The organism is Denitrificimonas caeni, from assembly GCF_027498055.1.
GTDB lineage: Bacteria > Pseudomonadota > Gammaproteobacteria > Pseudomonadales > Pseudomonadaceae > Denitrificimonas.
This window is the reverse complement of sequence record NZ_CP114976.1, coordinates 1207099-1228408: the sequence shown is the minus strand read 5'-3', so window position 1 is coordinate 1228408 and position 21310 is coordinate 1207099. Positions and strand designations below refer to the sequence as shown.

Here is a 21310-nt window from a genome sequence, read left to right as displayed (position 1 = left end):
CTGCCAAGGCTGTATCACAGTATTTTATAGGTGCAATAACAATGACAAATAACGAACATCTTGAAGCGGGCTTGGTGATTAAAAACTTTATAAAAAGCACGGCATACAGCATCAGCCACTTGGATAAAAATCACACACTGCATGCCAGCCCTAGATATGTTGTCATTGAATTCTTAATTGACGCGCCGAAAGACTACCTATCATCACAAGCTCATACTGAGCCGCCACTTATCACGCTGCTCTTTGACCGTGCCAGCTGCCAGCGCGAGCTTGCAGAGAACTGCTATCAAGTACGCTGTGTCGAGCCGCTCGATACCTTTGATTTTATGCACTGGGCTGAAAATGCCATCAGCGTACTGACCCAAGCTCTGACCGTGCCCGGTGTAAACGCAACGGATATCGCCGACTTGCAAACTATTTTACAGAGCGAACCCAGTCAGCGCTTTTTGTTTAAAACCTTTGCCAGCAGCGACACCACTTATCAACTGGATCACTTAATATCTCAACGCCCGCGCGCTGTCTTTGGGATTTTTACTGACGGAGCAGGCTTGAGTCTGCAACAGTATGATGCTGTGGATACATTGATTTTTGAACAACTGCATCAAGAGGCACGCTTGCATATCGCAACGTGCGTTTTGCCTGAGCAAGAGCAAGCGCGAGTAGCGGTTTTGTATGGTGTAGGCAAATAATTATTGTGGTCTTTAACAGGCATCAGAGTTAGGTCTTATGCTTGGCCGCATAAGACCTAACTATTCATCGCTGCAATACAACAGTTTCGTTAAGGGCAGTACTGAACTCCCGGGAACCCATAGGAATTTGATTGAATACTGTAACACAGCTCAGCAGGAAACCTGAGTTATGCGCCTAATCAACCTGACAAAGCGCACGACCACATCCCCAACAAACTCATTTACGCCTAACACAATAAACAACTGGTGTAACCGAGTTAAAATCCTATAAAAGGTCGTAGATATATGTAGATATATAGGGTGCTGCTGAGCGCTTTGTAGGTTACAATCTGCACATAGCACAATATGCTGGTATTTATTCAGTAGTTTTTAAACTCAGGGATGAGAATGTGAACCATATCGCATATCAAACACGAAGTTTCTTTGATTATTTAGGCAGATTCCTACTGTTTACTCTACTGCTGTGGAGTTTATTGACCTCTTCATTTTTTAATATCAGCGGTAATATTGATAAGTATTTACAAGACTTATTCAATACGCATTTTGGCACATGGGTTTACCCAGAGACCAGCCAAGATAAAGTCGCGGTACTGCTACTCAATGACGATGTGGTTGACGGTGCGCTGAATGGACAATGGCCGGCAACCTATAAGTTTCACGCGGATGTCTTAGGCGATCTGTTAGATCACCAACCCTCGGCAGTATTCATTGACTTTTACTGGATGAATCAAGATAAGCCAGGCGTAGAAGACTTGCTGCGCACACTCAATGACTATAAAGATGCAGGCATTCCAGTCTATATGGCTGCGCCCTCAAACCAATGGTTCGAGAGTTTTTGGCCTGAGCTTAAAGGGCTTATTCAGCCTGTTTCCGCCCACGTTAATTTAGACCCTGCTGATTTTGTCTCTAGAAGCTACCCCCAAGCCTATCAAGGCTTAGCTTCTGGCGCCTTTCTGATTGCCGAAGACTTATTGCAAATGCCTCTGGTTGAAAGCCCTAGGGGTGATATGGATATATTTTGGGGCACAGCAAAAAACCATAAAAATTTAGCTTGGATGGAAACTCAAGCAAAATCCGACAGTAGCGTTTTAAACAGCCTTAAAAACGGCTACTCAACGGTTGCTACAGACATTCCTTACACAACCACTGTTTTTGTTAGGGATTTAATTAACCCTAAAGACAGCTCTGATGAGACGCAGGAAGATTTATCCAACCATCTGCAAGGCCATGTAATTATCTACGGGGCAAACGTAACAGGGGTACAGGATTTCATCTTCTCACCCACGCGTAATATTTTACCCGGTGTTTACTACCATGCCATGGCGATTGATAACCTTTTAACCTGGGGTAATGGCTATAAGTCAAACATTGCCAATATTACGGCATTATTCTTGACTCACCTGCCCTTATGGCTGCTGCAAATACTGTTTCTAGTGCCTTTATCCATTGCTTTTTTATGGCGCGGTAAACAAGCAGTGATTGACCTTTCCAGCCTGCCACCAACGAACAATAAAATATTGTCCTTCTTGGCTGATAGCGGCGCCAAGTTAATGCCGAGTCTAAAGTTTTGGGCGTTTGTAATTATCTATGTATTCATTATTTGCTGGTATCAATATGCGGTACTGGACCTTGCTGTGGCGAATTGGATTGGTTTTGTGCAACTACTGGGTCTTGGGGTATTGATTGGCAAGCTCGATTTTGTTGAACGTAGTATTAATTTGCTAAAGAAAGCATGTAGCTCTTTAAAAGTACTTATACGAGGGAAGTCGCAATGAAAAAGTACGCAACGGTAATTATATCCATGGTGATGGGTATGCAGATTCAAATTGCAAATGCAGAATCCTCCGCTCAAATTCTTGAGTTTAGAAAACCACAGGTTGATATTTATAACAGCACGGGCACCGAGCACATTAAAAGGATCGATAGCGCAACAATTAGCATGCCTGTACCTGTGCTTGAAGCACTAAACAGTGGTTTTTTTGTTATTGAGCTTGACGGTGAAAAACGCGCAGTAAGAAAACGTGCGGTACGCAGTAATTACGTCTATGAAATGAAAAGCAAATGTTCTAATGAGTTGCAAGGGAATAAAACCGGATCAAGCCGTGGCCTAGGAGATGGAGAATGCTAATGTTAAGAAGATCTTTAATACTAGGCTCGTTTCTACTGATTGGCGGTTGCCTAGATAACGCCACAACCATGATGAAGTCTGTGGTACCTGTTCAGCTCAACAGCAATGAACCTGTTATCGCGCAAATAGATAAACAGCACAAGAAGTCCATGCTGGCGGTGGGCGCTGACATTGACCGCAAACGCAATCAGAGCTCTGGCCTAGGCTTAATCAAGCATTCTGCCTTAGAAAACTATGCCAATGAGCAGCTCACAAAGCTAAAAAAGGCTTCGGGGTTTGAGTCTGCTCCCGGTCGTGTTTATTTATTTGCTGATACGGCATTCGGTGCAAGAGCCAGTGCCGACGGCAATATTTATATTCCTTATGCAGTCATCATAGACCTGAAAAGTAGCGATGAACTTGCTGCCTTATTAGCCCATGAGTTATCACACACGATCCGTGGCCACTCAAGCTCAGATATTTTTGTAAAGGTGCAGAAAAAAGGGCTTGCTGCAACGTCAATGGTTGCCAACTTCCGGAAAAGTGACACTGGAGTGGTACGTTCCAATGATATGAAAAACATCAAAAAAACCATGGCGTCGGTGTTAATTACAGATGGTTTTATTAATCCAGGCTGGACTCGGGTGCAAGAGTCGGAAGCAGATAAGCTGGGCCTGGATATTATGATTAAGGCCGGCTACAACCCCGATGGCATGTTTGTTTTGCTCGATAAAGTGGCCCAGTGGGACGAAAAAAACAGTCACATTCAACAGCAGCGTGACGCTGTTCTGGAAAACATGCTTGGGTCTTTTAAGCTCACTGATGACAAGTCAGCCTTAGGCCAAACACTCAATAGCTATTTCGCGCAAGGAGCGACTCGGTTCGGCGCGATGGTGGACAGTTTAAATAAAAGCCATGACTCTGCCGAGACTCGTTATGATGCCCTACTTGAATATGCAGATAAGCATTATGGCGATATAAGCTCCCCAGCACTTGAGACGCGGCGCTGGAATGCAGTAGCTCAGAACAACTCTACGAAAACTATGTGGCAAGCCTTGCAAGACACACTAGCAGCACGGGAAGCAATTGCTCAGGGCAATTACCGTTCAGCAGAGAAACTGATCGCTAAGGCTAAAGTGCATGCGCAAGATCAAAACTTTGTGAATCAAACCCTATACGAGCTGGGCGATGCTCAACGTAAAAATAACACCATGCAAAATGGCTTAAATGCTGGTTTGAAAGGTCAGTACCCTTCTTTGTTTTTACAAGTTGAAAAGACCAAGCTTGCCAGTGCCAAAGCCGATAAAGTGCCGCTGCCCGCTGCACAAGGGTTAGCCAATGCATTTGACGCCTACGGTCGCCCTGCAGACTACTATAACGAAGTGATGACTTTGCTTTCCAAGTCAGACATGAAGTCCCAAGTGCTAGCACTGCAGGCGGAATGCGTGGCTAAGTATGTCGGAGAAGGCATCAGCTGCAATGTTGGCGATGAAGAAAAAGACAAACAAGGCGCTGATTTTTCTTACAAAAACATGATGAAGTCATTCTTATAGAACTGCAGGTTTGCACACAATCCCGGTCAATGGTGCTTTATCAATAAGCACCATTGACCGGGTAGCGGGCGTGTTACCTAAGGAGCGGCGCGACAACGCTAGCGAAAACACTTTAGTGATGCAGCAGCTGGCGAATAACACCCCAGAACAAACCATGCTCGGCAATTTACCAAAGCCGTGAATGATGCGGTTTTAGATCGCAGCGGCACCCACCGGAAGCAAACGCTGCAACTGCTCAGTGCCCCAAAACAGGCCGAGCAGTTTTCTAAGCTGGTTTTACCGCTACTGAGCAGCACCCATCAAGCTTTCGGCTAAAAACAGAGCGCATAACATCATGTGCCTCAGCCCACCCCGCCGCCACCCAACAAAAATTGAATCCAGCCTTTAAGCTGATAGACTTACGCCTGCTTTTATACAGCAGCGACAAAACACATCAGGCCTGTTTTTTACAATAGGCCTTATTAAGTGTGCGCGTAACGCCGGATTAGCTGCAGGTATTTGCCCACGCTAAGCTTTAGCCACTTAACTACACTGATTTCTCGACTGATTCGCTGCAGCGCTACTTCAGCCTGACGGCAATCTGCAATCAGCGGCATGGATAATTTATGTTTAAAAATATGCAAAACGAATGGTTTTTCAATATACGTGGTGACCTGCTCTCGGGACTGGTGGTCGCTCTTGCCCTCATTCCTGAAGCCATTGCTTTCTCGATTATTGCTGGCGTCGACCCCAAAGTGGGCTTGTATGCATCTTTCTGTATTGCGGTGATTATTGCCTTTGTCGGTGGCCGCCCCGGCATGATTTCTGCAGCCACCGGTGCCATGGCACTGTTAATGATCACCCTAGTGAAACAGCACGGCTTAGAGTACTTACTGGCTGCGACCTTATTAACTGGCGTACTGCAAATTGCCGCCGGTTATTTAAAACTCGGCGCGCTGATGCGCTTTGTTTCCAAGTCGGTGGTCACCGGTTTTGTCAACGCTTTAGCCATTCTGATTTTTATGGCACAACTGCCTGAGCTGACCAATGTCACTTGGCATGTGTATGCAATGACCGCCGCTGGTCTGGGTATTATTTACCTGTTTCCCTTACTGCCTAAAATCGGTAAAAGCCTGCCCTCGCCGCTGGTCTGTATTGTGGTCTTGACCGCTGTTGCCATGTACTTAGGCTTGGATATTCGTACCGTTGGCGACATGGGTGACCTGCCAGATACCCTTCCGATTTTCTTATGGCCCGAAGTGCCGCTCAACTTAGAAACCTTAAAAATCATCCTGCCCTACTCGGTAGCGCTGGCTATTGTTGGCCTGCTGGAGTCATTAATGACGGCCACTATTATTGATGAGTTAACCGACACCAAAAGCGACCGTGACCGCGAGTGTAAGGGCCAAGGCATTGCCAATATTGGTGCAGGCTTGCTCGGTGGTATGGCCGGTTGCGCGATGATTGGTCAATCAGTGATCAACATTAAATCCGGTGGCCGCGGGCGTTTATCGACCTTCTGTGCCGGTTTCTTCTTACTGATTATGGTGGTCTTTTTAAGCGATTGGATTAAACAAATCCCCATGGCCGCGCTGGTTGCAGTGATGGTGATGGTCTCCATCGGCACCTTCTCTTGGAGTTCAGTCAGGGATCTGAAAAAACACCCGCTCTCCACCAACATTGTCATGATTACTACTGTTGCCGTGGTCTTGGCGACCCATAATCTGGCGTTGGGCGTATTGGCTGGCGTGTTGCTAGCCACCCTCTTCTTTGCCAATAAAGTGGCGCGCCTGATGGTGATTAAACAAGCGCAGGAAAATGCTAACGCACCTCTGCAATACCAAGTTATCGGTCAAGTATTCTTTACTTCAGCAGAGAAGTTTCTGGAGTCGTTTGATTTCACCATTGCTGCAGAAAAAGTCGTTATCGACCTAACCCGCGCCCACTTCTGGGATATTACTGCGGTGTCGGCGCTCGATAGCGTGGTGATTAAATACCAGCGCCAAGGTGCTGAGGTAGAAGTAATTGGGATGAATGACGCCAGCAAAACTGTGATTGATAAATATGCTGTGCATAATGACCCTAAAGCTTTAGAAAAATTACTGAGCGACAATTGAGGATGGCACCATGCAAAAGATTTTAGCCTGTATTGATGAGTCAACCTGGTCAACCAGCGTTGAAGACGCCGCTATTTGGGCAGCTAAACAGCTGAAGAGTCCGCTGCTGTTTTTGCACAGCATTGAAAAGCAAGTTGCGATCCCCGACAGTCGTGATTTTTCTGGTGCCATTGGTTTGGGCTCACGCAGCAAATTACTCACAGAAATAGCCACTCTGGATCAGCTACGCGCCAAAGTTGCCTTACAGCTGGGCAAAGAGCTGCTTGCTAGCGCCGAACAAAAAGCACAAGAGTCCGGCTGTGAGCACATAGAAACCATGCAGCGCCATGGTGAGTTTGTGGATACTTTACTGGCACTCGAAAACGATGCACGCTTAGTCATTATTGGCCACTCGGGCAGTAGCACAGGGAAGAAAGCCAACGTATTAGGCACTCATGTGGAAAACCTATTACGTCGTATCAACACCTCAGTGCTGATTACCCCGCATGATTTTGTTACACCCAGCAGCTTTATGCTGGCTTACGATGGACGCGCCACCAGTGAGCGCGCTCTGCAACTCATCTTAGACAGCTCTTTACTGCAAGGCTTAGATTGCCACTTGGTGGCGATAAAAAACAAACAGGACGATCTGCAAGAAAAACTGGCCGATGCCGAACAACGCTTAAGCAGCAAGGGCTTCTCGGTTACCGCAACCTTCCTCGAAGGCGATATTTTCAAACAGTTGTTAAATTACCAGCAGACGCATGCCATCGGTATGTCGGTAATGGGCGCATTCGCTGGAACACGCTTACGCCAGTTCTTTGTTGGCAGTAACACTTTAAAAATGCTGGAAAACAGCAATCTGCCGGTCTTAGTTGTTAAGTAACAGCCCCTAGATAGCCAAACAGTCATAATCCTGCTGCACCTGTCGCCATTAAACCGGTGCAGCACCACCCCTCCCCCCGCTCTATCGCCTTCTGGCACAGCCCCTGCCTGATAGCAAAAAACCATCAAACCAATTAATATATAATATTTTATTATATATTCTCACATGCTATATTAGTCACAAGTTAAACAAACAACCCAGGAGAGACACCATGCAAACGACTGATACTGCTGTATATGGTTTACCACGTCTAAACGAGCGCGCACCAGAGTTCAATGCGCCAACTACCGACGGTGACAAGTGCTTAGATGATTATAAAGGTAAATGGTTGGTGTTGTTTTCACACCCAGCTGACTTTACCCCAGTGTGCACCACTGAATTTGTTGCTTTTGCTAAAGCAGAGCCAGAATTCACCAAGCGTAACTGTGAGCTATTAGGTTTGTCTATCGATAGCACCCACTCGCACATTGCTTGGATGCGCAATATTGAAGAGAAGTTTGGCGTAACCATTCCTTTCCCAATCATTGCTGACCTAAAAATGGATGTTGCTCGTGCCTATGGCATGATCCACCCTGGTGCTGCAGATACTTCAGCAGTGCGTGCGACCTTTATCATTGACCCCAATGGCATTTTACGCGCCATGGTTTACTACCCAATGAGTAATGGTCGCCTGATTGAAGAGTTCATCCGCTTATTGGATGCACTGCAAACCAGTGACGAGCACAAGGTTGCTACCCCTGAGGGCTGGAAACCAGGTGACCGTGTCATCGTTCCACCTGCAGCCACTGCCGCTGAAGCAGATGCTCGCGTCAAATCAGGTGAGTATGAGTGTGTTGACTTCTACTACTGCACCAAGCAACTATAAATCAGTTGCTCTAAAGCGTAGTTATCAGTAACGCAAAGCTCCAGCATCGGCAACGGTGGTGGAGCTTTTTGCTATGCACGTGAAGGAAAATACCAAGCAGCGCAAGCTGCCCATCAGCAACTCTTGGCTTAGCTAGCTCTGTACTCACAGAGCGATAAGGAGATTCCTCATGCTAAAACGCGACCCACAACAACCTTGGCACCCCAGTTATTGGCTTGCTGCACTGGGTGCCGGTGGCCTGTCCATCTCTTTCTTTATGTACCTGATGTGGATGATTCCCCATACTGGTTTTCCGATGCCAACTTGGGAGCATCTGAGCGCAGCTCTACAGGGCTCTAGCGCTCTACCAACCGGAGTGCAGCCACTGGCCTTTGCAGCCACAACTTTAATGGTGCTGCTGGCCTTACTGCACTTCACTTTGGTGGTTTGGAACCTGCGCGAACAAAGCGCTGCACGCAAAAGTGACAGCTATGCGGCGAGCTGGCTCGACTCCCCCAATGAAGTCCAGCTGATGACTCAACCACTGACCCTAGCCATGACAGTCAACGTCTGCTTTGCCCTAGGTGCATTGCTGGTGCCTGGCCTTTGGTCTGTGGTGGAGTACTTATTTCCGCTAGCGCTATTAGCCTTTGCTGGCATTGGCGTGTGGGCGCTACGGATTTATGGCCGTTATATCAGTCGCATTTTAGTCAGCGGTGGTTACCGCAGCGACGAGCACAACCACCTTTCCCCGCTGATTGCAGTGTTTACCTTTGCCATGCTCTCGGTGGGGTTTGCTGCGCCAGCGGCCATGTCCAACACCCAAGCCTTGTCAGTTTTAGCCAGCACCTTGTCGATTCTGTTTTTAATGGTGGCTTTAGTCACAGGTTTGCTGGTGCTGATCTCGGGTCTGCAAGCGATGATGCAGCACGGTTTACAACCGCAAGCAACACCCAGCGTGTGGATGCTAGTACCCATTATGACGTTATTGGGTATTGAGTGGGTGCGCTTACAGCACGGTCTGGATCTACACTTTGCCACGCCCATAGTGCCGAGCAAGATCTTTGTGATGCTCACCGGCATCTTTATGCTGCAACTAGGGATTATGTTACTAGGCTACCGCATTATGCAGCTCAACGGTTATTTGGCCGCGCACTTTAAAGGTGATCAACGCAGCCCGATTAGCTTTGGTTTGATTTGCCCCGGCGTTGCCGTGTTTGTCATGGGCATGTTTTGGTGGCACTTAGTCTGGGTTGAAAGCGGCATCGTCAGCGCTTTTAGTCCGGTATATTGGCTAGCCATTGGCATCCTGGCCACAGTGCAGTTTTACACCCTGACTGCTCTGTTGCGCTTAAGCGCCCGCTTACTGCGTTACAAACCTGTGGTTATTGCTTCCATGCAGTAACCTTTAGCCTGCAGCTGCAGCGCTCTGAATATTGGGCGCTGCATTTGCTTATTCTAGCTTGGCAAACGAACTCTTAACCCATCTGCACGTCAGACTTGTAGTGAGATGATGAAGAGGTTTATGTGTTTAGAGTTTTAATTATGACTGCCTTGCTGCTGGCTCAACCATTGGCGCACGCGCGCAGCTATGTGGATGGCCACCTGCACTATGTGGACTTTTTTCAAGAGTCCGCAGGCATGTCAGCTTTATTAAGCGCCATGGATCAAGGCAAAATCAGCCACGCCGCCATTATGGGCATTCCTGTGGCGAAGAAATGGCACGAAGATGAGCCGAAAAAACCACGCTATTATGCGGGCGATGATGCTGATCTGTACTGGTATAGCGCCACTGATTTCTATTTACGTGAAGCCATCCAGAAACTAAAACCCGAACAGCAACAACGCTTCTTGCCTTTCTTATCTGGTTTTAATAGCAGCGACAAAAACGCAGCGGCGCACATCCGCCGTACTTTAGACATGCACCCAGGTTTTTGGCAAGGCATTGGCGAGGTGTTTACCCGCCATGACGATGTCACTGCGCTGATGCAAGGCAGCACGCCACGGGCCAATAACGAAGCCATGCTGAAAGTCTATCGCGTCGCTGCTGAGTATGATTTACCGGTCTTACTGCACAGCAATATCACCTCCAAGCGCGAACGTAACCCGCTCTATTTAGAAGAACTGGAAGAAGCTCTAAGCAAGAATACCGATGTGCGTTTTATCTGGGCCCATGCCGGCACCAGTATGGAGTTGCACCGTCACCAAGACGAATTGGATTTTTTACTGCCGCTGGTGCAGCGCTTACTGAACGAGCACGATAACCTTTATATTGATTTGTCCTGGACTTTACTGGAGCCGTATTTGCTCGACGCAAAGAGCCAACCAAACCCTGAATGGCTCGCACTGTTTGAGGCTTACCCAACACGCTTTGTGCTCGGCAGTGATGTGGTTGGGCGCTTTAATAATCTAGGCAACATCATCCAAAGTTTTGACCCAGTGCTGGATGCTTTGCCTGCAGATGTCGCACAAGCCATCGCTGTAGATAATTTTCTGGCATTAATCCCAAAGCAGCGAAACAAATAAGCTTTTGCATCACCACGCAAAGCCTTAGCTAACGAGTTATTTTTCGCCGCAACTAAACGTGCTTGCGGCGCTCGGAGCGTTGCACCCTGAGTTGCTCCTCATCCACTTCGGCTAACACCTCACAAACATACTCAATGTGCGTATTGGACAAACTCCGTGCTTGCTCAGCTTCACCTGCTTTGACGGCTTGGTACAGAGCTCGATGCTGCTCAAGCAACATCGTACGGGTTTCGCTACGCTGCGGGTACATGCCACCAATATTGGTGGTGACATTACCGCGCAACAAATCAAACAATCCCCGAATCGTATGCAATAGCACCACATTGTGGCTGGCTTCAGCGATGGCTAAATGAAAACGTGCATCGGCCAACCCTTCTTCCACACGACAGCCTTCTGCTGAGTTTTCATAGCAGGCTTCGAGCTGGGCAAGTGCAGCAGCTAAGCGTTCATGATCCGACGGAGTGGCACGCAACGCCGCATAGTACGCACAAGCACCTTCGAGGGTATGCCGAAACTCCAGCAAGTCTTTCTGTGCGTCGGGCTTTTCAGCCAACAAAGCCAGCAGCGGATCACTGAAAGTTGCACCCACTTCCTTACAGACGTAGTTGCCACCGCCTTGACGACTGATCAACAACCCTTTCGCCACAAGTTTTTGAATTGCTTCGCGCAGCGACGGACGTGAGACGCCAAACTGCTCAGCTAACTTTCGCTCCGCTGGCAGACGCTCACCGGCTTGCAAAACCCCTTCTAAAATCATCGTTTCCAGTCGTTCAACAATGTCGTCCGACAAACGGCGCTGCTGTATATGTGCAAAGCTCATGATTCTCTTTTTACCTTATGAAAACAGCGATAAAGGGCGCTTAGGTTAACACAGCAGTCCTTGTTCAACAGCGCACAACTCACCTTAAGAACGACTTCAACAACACCTTGGCAACTAAAGTATTAGACAAGATATTTGACAGTTACTGCTCCGCGTATTTAACTTACAAAAAACAGACTGTAAACTGGTCTTACCAATTTATTCAGAATAACAACAAAGAGCTTAATATGATGCCCAATTCAACTCCTCCCCACTCTTATCGCGTTAGCCGCATAGTTCAGCTGCAGTTAGTGGGGTTGAACCATGTCATCTAGCCTACTTGCACTGTTAGCTTTCTCGCCGATTTTACTCGCCGCTATCTTACTGATTGGTTTGCGTTGGCCTGCTCGACGAGCAATGCCTTTGGTGTTTTTATTTACAGTCTCTATTGCTCTGTATTTCTGGGAGATGAGCCTTAATCGAATTTTAGCTTCAAGCCTGCAGGGCCTAGTGATTACTGCTGGTGTGCTGTGGATTATTTTTGGTGCAATTTTACTGCTCAATACCCTCAAACACTCTGGTGCGATTCAATCGATCCGTGCTGGTTTTATTACTATCAGCCCTGACCGTCGCGTACAAGCGATTATTATTGCATGGTTATTTGGCAGTTTTATTGAGGGCGCATCAGGTTTTGGTACTACGGCTGCGATTGCTGCCCCGCTACTGGTGGCGATTGGTTTCCCTGCCATGGCAGCGTTGATGCTCGGCATGTTAGTGCAAAGTACACCAGTCTCTTTTGGTGCGGTTGGCACACCAATAATAATTGGTATTACCGGTGGCCTCGATAGTGATGCTGTCAGCGCGCAACTCTTAGCCAATGGCTCTGACTGGCCCGCTTTTATCCAGTTGATCACCAGCCAAGTGGCCATTATTCATGCCATCGTTGGTACCGTCATGCCCCTCATTATGGTGCTCATGTTGACCCGGTTTTTTGGTCAAGAAAAAAGCTGGAAAGCAGGCTTTGCCATACTGCCATTCGCCTTATTTGCCGGTCTGGCATTTACCATCCCCTACGCTGCAACCGGTATTTTATTAGGGCCTGAGTTTCCATCTATGCTCGGTGGCCTAATCGGCTTAGCCATTGTTACCACCGCCGCACGCTTTAATTTTCTTACCCCTAAAACCACATGGGATTTTGCCCCCGCCAAAGAATGGCCCAGCCAGTGGTTGGGTTCTATTGAAATGAAGCTCGATAACATCACCAGCAAACCCATGAGCAGCTTAAAAGCCTGGATACCCTATGTTTTAGTTGGGGTGTTGCTGGTGATCAGCCGTGTATCCTCAACCGTGGCTGACGCACTGAAAGCGGTAACCCTTAAGTTTCCAAATATCTTAGGTGAAGCCGGCATTAATGCAGATTTTATGCCGTTATACTTGCCCGGTGGTATTTTAGTGTTCGTCGCTTGCAGCACCTATTTTCTACACAAAATGCCTTGGCAGAATTTCCGCTCAGCCTTAAGCGAGTCCAGTCGAATTTTATTGGGTGCTGGCTTTGTCTTACTCTTTACCATACCCATGGTGCGCATCCTGATTAACTCTGGGATTAACGCTGCAGATATTCCCAGCATGCCAATTGCTATGGCGCGTTATGTCGCCGATAGCGTTGGCGACATTTATCCTCTCTTAGCGCCCAGTATCGGTGCCCTAGGTGCCTTTATTGCTGGCTCCAACACTATCAGCAATATGATGTTTAGCCAGTTCCAGCTCGGCGTCGCAGAAAATCTTGGTATTTCTGGTGCTCTAATTCTAGCTGGGCAAGCGATTGGCGCAGCAGCAGGCAATATGATTGCAATCCACAACGTAGTTGCTGCGTCTGCCACTGTTGGTTTGCTGGGACAAGAAGGCACCACGCTAAGAAAGACCATTTGGCCAACGTTGTATTACACGTTATTTACCGGCCTGATTATTTTTATAGCCATAAAGGTACTGGGCATTACCGATCCACTTATGCCTTAATTAAATCAACAGGTGCCTAGCGGGAACCTTCACTTTACACAGCCTGTAACAGTGCCCGCTAATACGTCACCAGCAACAGCGCCGGAGCTTTCGATGAGTAACCTTTTTTATAATGCCGCACCGCAAGAGACTCGGGTTGCACCGCCACGCAAGCCCGCGCGCACTTACCCGACCGGCAAGCCCACTCAGGTGTATTTATTTGGTACCTGCGTGGTGGATTTATTTTTCCCTGAAGCTGGGATGGATGCGATTCACTTGCTAGAGCGTGAAGGCATTCGCGTTGACTTCCCGCAAGGACAAAGTTGCTGCGGACAACCCGCCTACACCTCCGGTTACACCGAGCAAGCCCGCGAAGTGGCGCGTGCACAGCTCAAACTCTTTGCAAACGACTGGCCGGTGGTGGTCACCTCGGGCTCTTGCGCGGGAATGTTTCGTGAGCACTATCCCGATTTATTCAAAGACGAACCGGAAATGCTAGCCAAGGTTAAGCATCTCGCCGAGCGCACCTATGAGCTGGCCGAGTTTTTATTGCATGTCTGCGACGTGCAACTGATTGATCAAGGCGCACCCTTGCAAGTGGCGCTGCACACTTCCTGCTCAGCTCGTCGCGAAATGAACACCCATCTGCATGCGCGCGCACTGCTGAGCCAATTAGCTCAGGTTGAGCGGGTTGAACATGACCACGAAAGCGAATGCTGTGGCTTTGGCGGTACTTTCTCGGTACGGATGCCAGATATTTCTGGGGCGATGGTGGCGGATAAAACCCAGTCTTTACTGGCCAGCGGCGCACAGCAAGTGGTCAGCGCCGACTGCGGTTGCTTAATGAATATCAATGGTTCTTTTGAGAAACAAAACATACCCTTGCTCGGTCAGCATCTGGCCAGTTTTCTATGGCAACGCACGCAGACTAAACAGGAGGCCAGCGTATGAACAGCCAACGCATTCACGCCGTTGATGTCACCGCGCGCAACCTTAAAGCCAACGCACGCTTGTCTTTAAAAGACCAACAGTTGCGTCACAATATGCGCAGCGCCATGGACTCGCTGATCAGCAAACGCATCATTTCGATGCCCGATGAAGATGAGCGCGAGAACCTGCGCGAGCTGGGTAATAAAGTCCGCGCACGCGCCTTATCCGAGCTGCCAGATCTACTCGAATTATTGGAAGCCAACTTAATCAAACAAGGCATTCAGGTGCATTGGGCCAGCAGCACAGATGAAGCCAATGCCATTGTTTTGAAGATCGCGCAAACCCGCAATGCCAAGCAGGTGATTAAAGGCAAATCCATGGTCAGTGAAGAAATGGCCATGAATGAGCACCTCACCGAGCACGGTATTGAGGCGCTTGAGTCGGATATGGGTGAGTACATTATTCAGTTGGACAATGAAAAACCCACGCACATTATTATGCCGGCCATTCATAAAAATGCTGAGCAAGTCGGTCGTTTATTCGAACACCGCTTAGCCCTGCCCTATACCAATGATGTTGACAGTTTGATTCAGTCTGCTCGCGGTATTTTGCGCGAGAAATTCTTTCATGCTGATATTGGTATTTCCGGCGTCAACTTTGCGGTCGCCGAAACCGGCACTTTGTTGTTGGTGGAAAACGAAGGTAACGGCCGTATGTCGACCACGGTGCCGCCGGTGCACATTGCTGTAACCGGTATTGAAAAAGTCGTCGCCAATTTACAAGACACTGTGCCGTTATTGTCGTTACTGACCCGCTCGGCGCTCGGTCAAGGCATCACCACCTATGTGAATATGATCTCGGCTCCGCGCCAGCCGGGCGAACTCGACGGCCCTGAAGAAGTGCATTTGGTCTTGCTGGACAACGGTCGCAGCCAAGCTTTTGCTGACAGTGAACTGCGCCAAACACTCAATTGCATCCGCTGCGGCGCCTGCATGAACCACTGCCCGGTTTATACACGCATTGGCGGTCAGGCCTATGGCACAGTGTACCCGGGCCCTATTGGTAAAATTATTTCACCGCATTTATTGGGTTTAGAAAACACTCCTGATCATCCATCGGCTTCATCACTCTGCGGTGCCTGTGGTGAGGTGTGTCCGGTGAAAATCCCGATCCCTGCGCTATTACGTCGCCTGCGTGAAGAGAACGTTAAATCACCGCAACAAGCCGGTCAGGTGATGGATGGACAAGGCAGCCGTTACTCTGCAAAAGAACGCCTATTGTGGAAAGGCTGGCAGTATTTCAATAGTCAGCCCTTGCTGTATAAAACCGGCACTTTTCTGGCCACGCGTTTGCGCGCTTTAACCCCGAAAAATCTTGGGCCCTGGACCCAACACCATAGCGCCCCGAAACCCGCTGCGCGTAGCTTGCATGAGTTAGCCAAAGCGCATTTGGAGAAGCAATCATGAGTGCTCGCGATACAATTTTAGCCCGCTTACGCCGCAGTCTCGAAGGCACCACGCCCATTGCCGATCCTTTCGACGCAACCTTAGTGGATGAGCCTTGGCGTTATACACCAGCAGAGCGCATCACCCGCCTGAAAGCCTTGATGAGCGCTGTACACAGTGAAGTGCTGCTGACAAACAGCCGCGAATGGCCGCAATTACTCACCGATATATTAGCTGCCCGGCAGATTAACACGCTGCTGCTTGCGCCCCATACAGTGCATGGCCAAGCCTTTAGCGCGCACTGCCAAACAACGGCAAACCCTGTGCAATTGTTGGCCTATGATCGCCCCATTGAAGAGTGGAAGCGCGAGTTGTTTGATGATGTTCCTGCCAGCTTTACCGGCACCCTGGCAGGTATTGCTGCGACTGGCACTTTGATTGTGCAGCCTAGTTCTGCTGAACCACGTTTAATGAGTTTAGTGCCGCCGCTGCATATCGCCTTACTCAATGCCAGTCAGATTTACGACAACCTGTATCAAGCGCAGCAACACTGGCCCAAACCCATGCCAAGTAATTTACTGCTGATTTCTGGCCCGTCGAAAACGGCAGATATTGAACAAGTGCTGGCGTACGGCGCACACGGCCCGAAAGATTTGATCGTTTTAATCGTGGAGGATGCATGAGCTTACCTGCCGCGTTTCTAAGCGCCATCGAGCAACAGATTCCGAGCGAGCGTTGTTTCTCTGATCCGTTGTCGATGCTGACCATGGGTACGGACGCAAGTTTTTATCGCCTGCTGCCAAAGCTGGTGGTTCGCGTTGAGTCAGAAGCCGAGGTGGCGTTTATTCTGCAACAGGCCTGCGCCCAGCAGGTAGCGGTGACCTTTCGCGCCGCCGGCACCAGCTTGTCAGGGCAAGCCATCAGCGATTCGGTGTTAATCGTTTTGGGTGATTGCTGGAATCACAAAGAGATTCTCGATAACGGCCAGCGTATTCGTTTGCAGCCGGGCGTCATAGGCGCCCATGCTAATCAAGCCTTAGCGCATTTACAGCGTAAAATCGGCCCCGATCCAGCCTCAATCAATGCGGCAAAAATTGGCGGCATTGTGGCCAATAACTCCAGTGGCATGTGCTGCGGCACCGCGCAAAACAGCTACCATACCTTATCGGCCATGCGCTTATTATTGGCCGATGGCAGCGTCGTTGACAGCGCCGATTTAGTCAGTGTCAGCCAGTTTCGCAACAGCCATCGCGAGCTTTTACAGCAGCTCGGTCAGTTAGCCGAAGAAACGCGTAATAACAGCGAACTGGCAGCAAAGATCAAACACAAATACCGCTTAAAAAACACCACCGGCCTGTCGCTGAATGCCTTAATTGACTTCACTGATCCGCTGGATATTCTCACCCATCTAATGGTCGGCTCCGAAGGCACGCTGGGCTTTATCAGCTCAGTCACCTACGACACCGTGCCGGACTACCCGCACAAAGCCACTGCCTTAGTGGTATTTCCCGATGTAGAAACCTGCTGCCAAGCCGTTGTCGTCTTGAAGCAACAAGCGGTGTCTGCAGTTGAACTATTGGACCGCCGCAGTTTACGCAGCGTGCAGCACATGGCTGGAATGCCCGATTGGATTGAACAACTCGGCAGTACAGCCTGCGCACTACTGATTGAGTCCCGCGCGGCCGACAAGCCACTGCTGGAGCAACAACTGCAGCAGATCAATCATGCCATTGCGCATTTGCCTAAAGAACAGCATATCGCGTTCAGCCAAGACCCTGCGGTGTACGAATTGCTGTGGCGGATGCGTAAAGATACTTTTCCTGCCGTCGGTGCGGTGCGTGAAAACGGCACCACGGTGATTATTGAAGACGTTACTTTTCCGCTGGAGCATCTGGCCGCAGGGGTTAATCGACTGCTCGCACTGTTGGATGAATATCACTATGACGAAGCGGTGTTATTTGGCCATGCGCTGGAAGGGAATTTGCACTTTGTCTTTACTCAGCGCTTTGATCAACCAGAGGAAGTCGCCCGCTACAGCGCCTTTATGCAGGCAGTCAGCCAACTCGTTGCAGTCGAGTTTGGCGGCTCACTCAAAGCCGAACACGGCACGGGGCGCAATATGGCGCCTTTTGTTGAGCTGGAATGGGGCAGCGCTGCCTATCAACTGATGTGGCGAATTAAACGCCTGCTCGACCCGCAAGGGATTTTAAATCCGGATGTGGTGCTCTCTGACGACCCTGAGATTCATCTAAAAAATCTTAAACCTATGCCAGAAGCCAATCCACTGATTAATAAGTGCATTGAGTGCGGCTTCTGCGAGCCGGTCTGTCCAGCGCACGGCCTAACTTTATCGCCACGGCAGCGCATTGTCGCTTGGCGGGATATTCAACAGAAACAACGCAACGGTATAGATACCACTGAGCTGGAACAGCGCTATCAGTATCACGGCATTGATACCTGCGCGGCCACAGGCTTGTGCGCGCAACGCTGTCCGGTCGGGATTAATACCGGCGACTTAGTGCGCGAGTTGCGCGCAGCCCAAGCCGCACATCCGCAAACCGCTCGACGCTTAACCCGCTCCTTTGCCCAAGCCGCACGCGTTGCCCGCTGGGCACTGACTGGCGCAGAATTAGCACGTAAAGTTCTGGGCGCACCACGCATGTATCGTTGGTCAGCAAAGCTGCACCAGCGTTTTACTCAAGTACCCGTGTATTTGCCAGCGACACCGCAGCCAGCCAAATTATCTGAGCCGAGCCAAACGTTAAGCGCAGCAGTCGACAAACCGCGCGTGGTGTATTTTACCTCCTGTGCTTCCCAAGTGATGGGTCCTGCTCATTTAGATGCCGAACAAACACCGCTGCGTGAGAAAACCCAACAGCTGCTGGAGAAAGCAGGTTTCCAAGTGGTTTACCCAGAAGGCATGGACGGCAGCTGCTGCGGCCAACCCTTTGCTTCTAAAGGTTATCCAGAGCAAGCAACAGATAAGCTCAATGAGCTGGCTTTGATGCTGTTACGCGCCAGCCGCAATGGTCAGGATCCGATTTATTCCGATACCAGTCCTTGCACCCTACGCTTACTCAAAGACCTAAATGACCCGCGGTTAAACATCTACGACTCGGTACGTTTTCTACAAGAAGAAGTACTGCCACGGGTAGATATTCAGCCACTGCCAAGCAAAATCGCCGTGCATATCACCTGCAGCACTCAGCACCTTAATCAAGCGGATAACTTTCTAGCGATTGCCAAACAATGCGCTGCAGAAGTTGTCGTGCCAGAAGGGATTCATTGCTGCGGCTTTGCCGGCGATAAAGGTTTTACGTTACCTGAGCTTAACCAACACGCCCTGCGCGACTTAGCGGTGCAAGTGGACAGCTGCAGCGCTGGCTTCTCCAGCAGCCGCACCTGCGAAATAGGCCTAAGCAGTTATAGCAACCTCAGCTACCAGCACTTGGTGTACTTAGTGGATAAAGTCAGCAGCGCTAAAGCTTGAAATAAGATAGCGCTCGCAAGCTTAAGCTAAAAACCAAGCTTGCGATGTGCTAATACTTTTCAGCCAGAGCAATGGCCTGCTGCACTTGCTCGGTAAACTCCGAGCTCCCATGATAGGTAAGAACCAGCGTTTCAATGGCGCGGGTCATGGCCACATAAAGCAAACGCGCCTCGTTTTCTAAGTTGCTTTTCTTATTTGGCATTTGATTGAGATGAGGAATAAATACGCTGTCAAACTCCAAACCTTTACTGGAAGCCATGCTGACCACCTTCACGCTAGGCACATCACTGTAGAGCTGCATTTTATTGCTTTCTTTACTGGTGCTGACAAAAGCAATGCCTAATCCTGCTAAGGCCTTTTCTAAGTTTTTAGTCTGAAGGTTGTGCCGGTATAAAATGGCTATTTTGTCAGCACAGACACCTTGTTGAATCTGTTGAGCAATGCGTTCAGCGATATAATTCGCCTCAGCTTCTGCAGTCGCAAAGCACTGCAACTCAGGCATATCACCGCGTCGGCCAGCACTATCAGGACTCAAAGTGGGGATCAGGTCTTCCTGTTGCTCAGCAGTTTCAGTAAAAATAGAGCGGGCAAAATGTTTCGCAACCATCAGTATTTCTAGGGTGTTACGGTAATTAGTGCGCAATACTGTGGTGCGGCCACGGGCTTGAATGCCCACACTGGAAAAAGTGAAACCCAGGGTCTTTTTATTTTTATAAATCGACTGTGCATCATCGTAAAGTACCAGCAAAGAATCACTCTCTGGGTCCAGTAGTGGCACCACGACTTTAAACCAGTCCGCCTCAAAATCATGAGCCTCATCAATCAGAATCGCCGCATATTGGTGATGATCAATTTTACCCGCCGCCACTGCATCGATAGTGCTGCTCACTTGACGCTGATAAGCCGGTGCCGATCCTTCTGCTATTTTAACTTGATGACGCTCTAATAACTTTTTGCACCAGCCATGAAAATGTACAACTTCAACCTTATCAGTAGCTTGGCCGTGCTGAATGACTTGCTGTAAACGACTGGCTAAGGATTTGTTGTAGCACAGCACCAATACAGGCTTTGTTGCCAGCGCAGCTAAATACTGACTGCGATAACCCAATATCATGGTTTTGCCACTGCCGGCGACACCATGAATCACTCGATGCCCGCGACCTAGCGAGCGTGCTAGCTGCTCTTGCTGCAAATCCATAACCTTCACCAGAGAAGGCAGCGGCGCTTGCTCTTCGCTGAGCAAACCAAACTGCCCGCTCTCGGTGTTGATGCGCACTTCTGGGTGCAAATGATAACGGACACGGTCCACCTGCTCTGGGCGCAACTGGCAAGGGAACACCTGATGAAACATATTCCATAAGCGCTGCTGAAACATTTCTGGCGAGGTCGACTCAAGCATCTCATCTTGACAGATGACCCGATCCGCATCGAGCGCACGACCCAACTGCTGCTCATCAAACATCTTTCGGGTGATATTACTCAGCACCACACCCCAACCATAAGGCATGATGAGCTTGCCCTTATATTGGCCAGCTGTTTGCTGCAGCAGCCGGTCTTTTTCCAGCAACACGGCTGCCTCTAAGGCATAAATACGTGCTTGCGTCAGTGGGTTTTTATCAGTGACCAAATCGCCATTGACCTTCAGTTTAACCTGCCCTAGATCTAACGAGTCGATGGTATCTATATGCCAATCTTTGACTTCTAAAATTAACAAGCCACGTCCTGGGTGCAGCACCATAAAGTCAGGCTGCAAAGCTTTAGGTCCAACGGGCACATTAAACCAACATAGGTAATCATTCCCAAGCTTTTTATCTAAACGCTCGGCAAAGCGTCGCTCACCATTAGTATCAAATACACATGCACTACGTGCTGGAAAAAATAACGCCATTCACCTTCGCCTTAACTGCAAATATCCATTTTAGAAGCGCCTAAGATTAATACTTATATAAATTATCTCAAGCCGAACAGTCC

At 49.1% G+C, this 21310-nt stretch carries 17 protein-coding genes; 15 read left to right on the top strand and 2 right to left on the bottom strand.

Annotated features, from left to right (window positions below):
• Window positions 1-41 precede the first annotated feature (41 nt).
• From O6P33_RS05865 to O6P33_RS05820, 10 genes are all read left to right on the top strand, one after another.
• Window positions 42-689: a hypothetical protein gene (locus O6P33_RS05865; protein ID WP_269819272.1), complete on the top strand. Its 648-nt coding sequence runs from the start codon at window positions 42-44 to the stop codon at window positions 687-689.
• 473 nt (window positions 690-1162) lie between these two features.
• Window positions 1163-2464: a CHASE2 domain-containing protein gene (locus tag O6P33_RS05860; protein ID WP_269819271.1), complete on the top strand. Its 1302-nt coding sequence runs from the start codon at window positions 1163-1165 to the stop codon at window positions 2462-2464.
• Window positions 2461-2817, top strand: coding sequence for a hypothetical protein (locus O6P33_RS05855; protein ID WP_269819270.1), 357 nt, complete (start codon window positions 2461-2463; stop codon window positions 2815-2817). Before O6P33_RS05860 ends, O6P33_RS05855 begins: the two co-directional genes overlap by 4 nt.
• Window positions 2817-4349: a M48 family metallopeptidase gene (locus O6P33_RS05850; protein ID WP_269819269.1), complete on the top strand. Its 1533-nt coding sequence runs from the start codon at window positions 2817-2819 to the stop codon at window positions 4347-4349. Before O6P33_RS05855 ends, O6P33_RS05850 begins: the two co-directional genes overlap by 1 nt.
• A gap of 10 nt (window positions 4350-4359) precedes the next feature.
• Window positions 4360-4530, top strand: coding sequence for a hypothetical protein (locus O6P33_RS05845; RefSeq protein WP_269819268.1), 171 nt, complete (start codon window positions 4360-4362; stop codon window positions 4528-4530).
• Between the two features lie 424 nt (window positions 4531-4954).
• Window positions 4955-6445, top strand: a complete 1491-nt coding sequence (locus O6P33_RS05840) for a SulP family inorganic anion transporter (RefSeq protein WP_269819267.1) — start codon at window positions 4955-4957, stop codon at window positions 6443-6445.
• 10 nt (window positions 6446-6455) lie between these two features.
• On the top strand, window positions 6456-7310 hold the full coding sequence (locus O6P33_RS05835) for a universal stress protein (protein WP_269819266.1): 855 nt from the start codon (window positions 6456-6458) through the stop codon (window positions 7308-7310).
• 211 nt (window positions 7311-7521) lie between these two features.
• Window positions 7522-8175 carry a peroxiredoxin gene (locus tag O6P33_RS05830; RefSeq protein ID WP_269819265.1) on the top strand — a complete coding sequence of 218 codons (654 nt, stop codon included), beginning with the start codon at window positions 7522-7524 and terminating at the stop codon, window positions 8173-8175.
• A gap of 169 nt (window positions 8176-8344) precedes the next feature.
• Window positions 8345-9559, top strand: a complete 1215-nt coding sequence (locus tag O6P33_RS05825) for a TsoY family (seleno)protein (protein WP_269819264.1) — start codon at window positions 8345-8347, stop codon at window positions 9557-9559.
• A 140-nt stretch (window positions 9560-9699) separates the two neighbouring features.
• Window positions 9700-10680 (top strand): amidohydrolase family protein, encoded by a 981-nt coding sequence (locus O6P33_RS05820; RefSeq protein ID WP_269819263.1) that lies wholly within the window; start codon window positions 9700-9702, stop codon window positions 10678-10680.
• 52 nt (window positions 10681-10732) lie between these two features.
• Here O6P33_RS05820 and O6P33_RS05815 read toward each other — a convergent pair whose 3' ends face one another.
• Window positions 10733-11500 carry an FCD domain-containing protein gene (locus O6P33_RS05815; RefSeq protein ID WP_269819262.1) on the bottom strand — a complete coding sequence of 256 codons (768 nt, stop codon included), beginning with the start codon at window positions 11498-11500 and terminating at the stop codon, window positions 10733-10735.
• Between the two features lie 303 nt (window positions 11501-11803).
• Between O6P33_RS05815 and O6P33_RS05810 the strand changes: the two genes are divergently transcribed.
• From O6P33_RS05810 to O6P33_RS05790, 5 genes are all read left to right on the top strand, one after another.
• Window positions 11804-13495, top strand: coding sequence for an L-lactate permease (locus tag O6P33_RS05810; protein WP_269819261.1), 1692 nt, complete (start codon window positions 11804-11806; stop codon window positions 13493-13495).
• Between the two features lie 93 nt (window positions 13496-13588).
• On the top strand, window positions 13589-14425 hold the full coding sequence (locus O6P33_RS05805; RefSeq protein ID WP_269819260.1) for a (Fe-S)-binding protein: 837 nt from the start codon (window positions 13589-13591) through the stop codon (window positions 14423-14425).
• Window positions 14422-15870: a LutB/LldF family L-lactate oxidation iron-sulfur protein gene (locus O6P33_RS05800; RefSeq protein WP_269819259.1), complete on the top strand. Its 1449-nt coding sequence runs from the start codon at window positions 14422-14424 to the stop codon at window positions 15868-15870. Before O6P33_RS05805 ends, O6P33_RS05800 begins: the two co-directional genes overlap by 4 nt.
• Entirely contained in the window at window positions 15867-16532 is a 666-nt protein-coding gene (locus O6P33_RS05795; RefSeq protein ID WP_269819258.1) for a LutC/YkgG family protein, read from the top strand. The genes O6P33_RS05800 and O6P33_RS05795 overlap by 4 nt, the downstream gene beginning before the upstream one ends.
• On the top strand, window positions 16529-19339 hold the full coding sequence (locus O6P33_RS05790; RefSeq protein WP_269819257.1) for an FAD-binding and (Fe-S)-binding domain-containing protein: 2811 nt from the start codon (window positions 16529-16531) through the stop codon (window positions 19337-19339). The genes O6P33_RS05795 and O6P33_RS05790 overlap by 4 nt, the downstream gene beginning before the upstream one ends.
• A gap of 49 nt (window positions 19340-19388) precedes the next feature.
• On the opposite strand, the gene O6P33_RS05785 is transcribed toward O6P33_RS05790, so the two are convergent.
• Complete coding sequence (locus O6P33_RS05785) at window positions 19389-21227, bottom strand: 3'-5' exonuclease (protein ID WP_269819256.1); 1839 nt, start codon at window positions 21225-21227, stop codon at window positions 19389-19391.
• Window positions 21228-21310 lie beyond the last annotated feature (83 nt).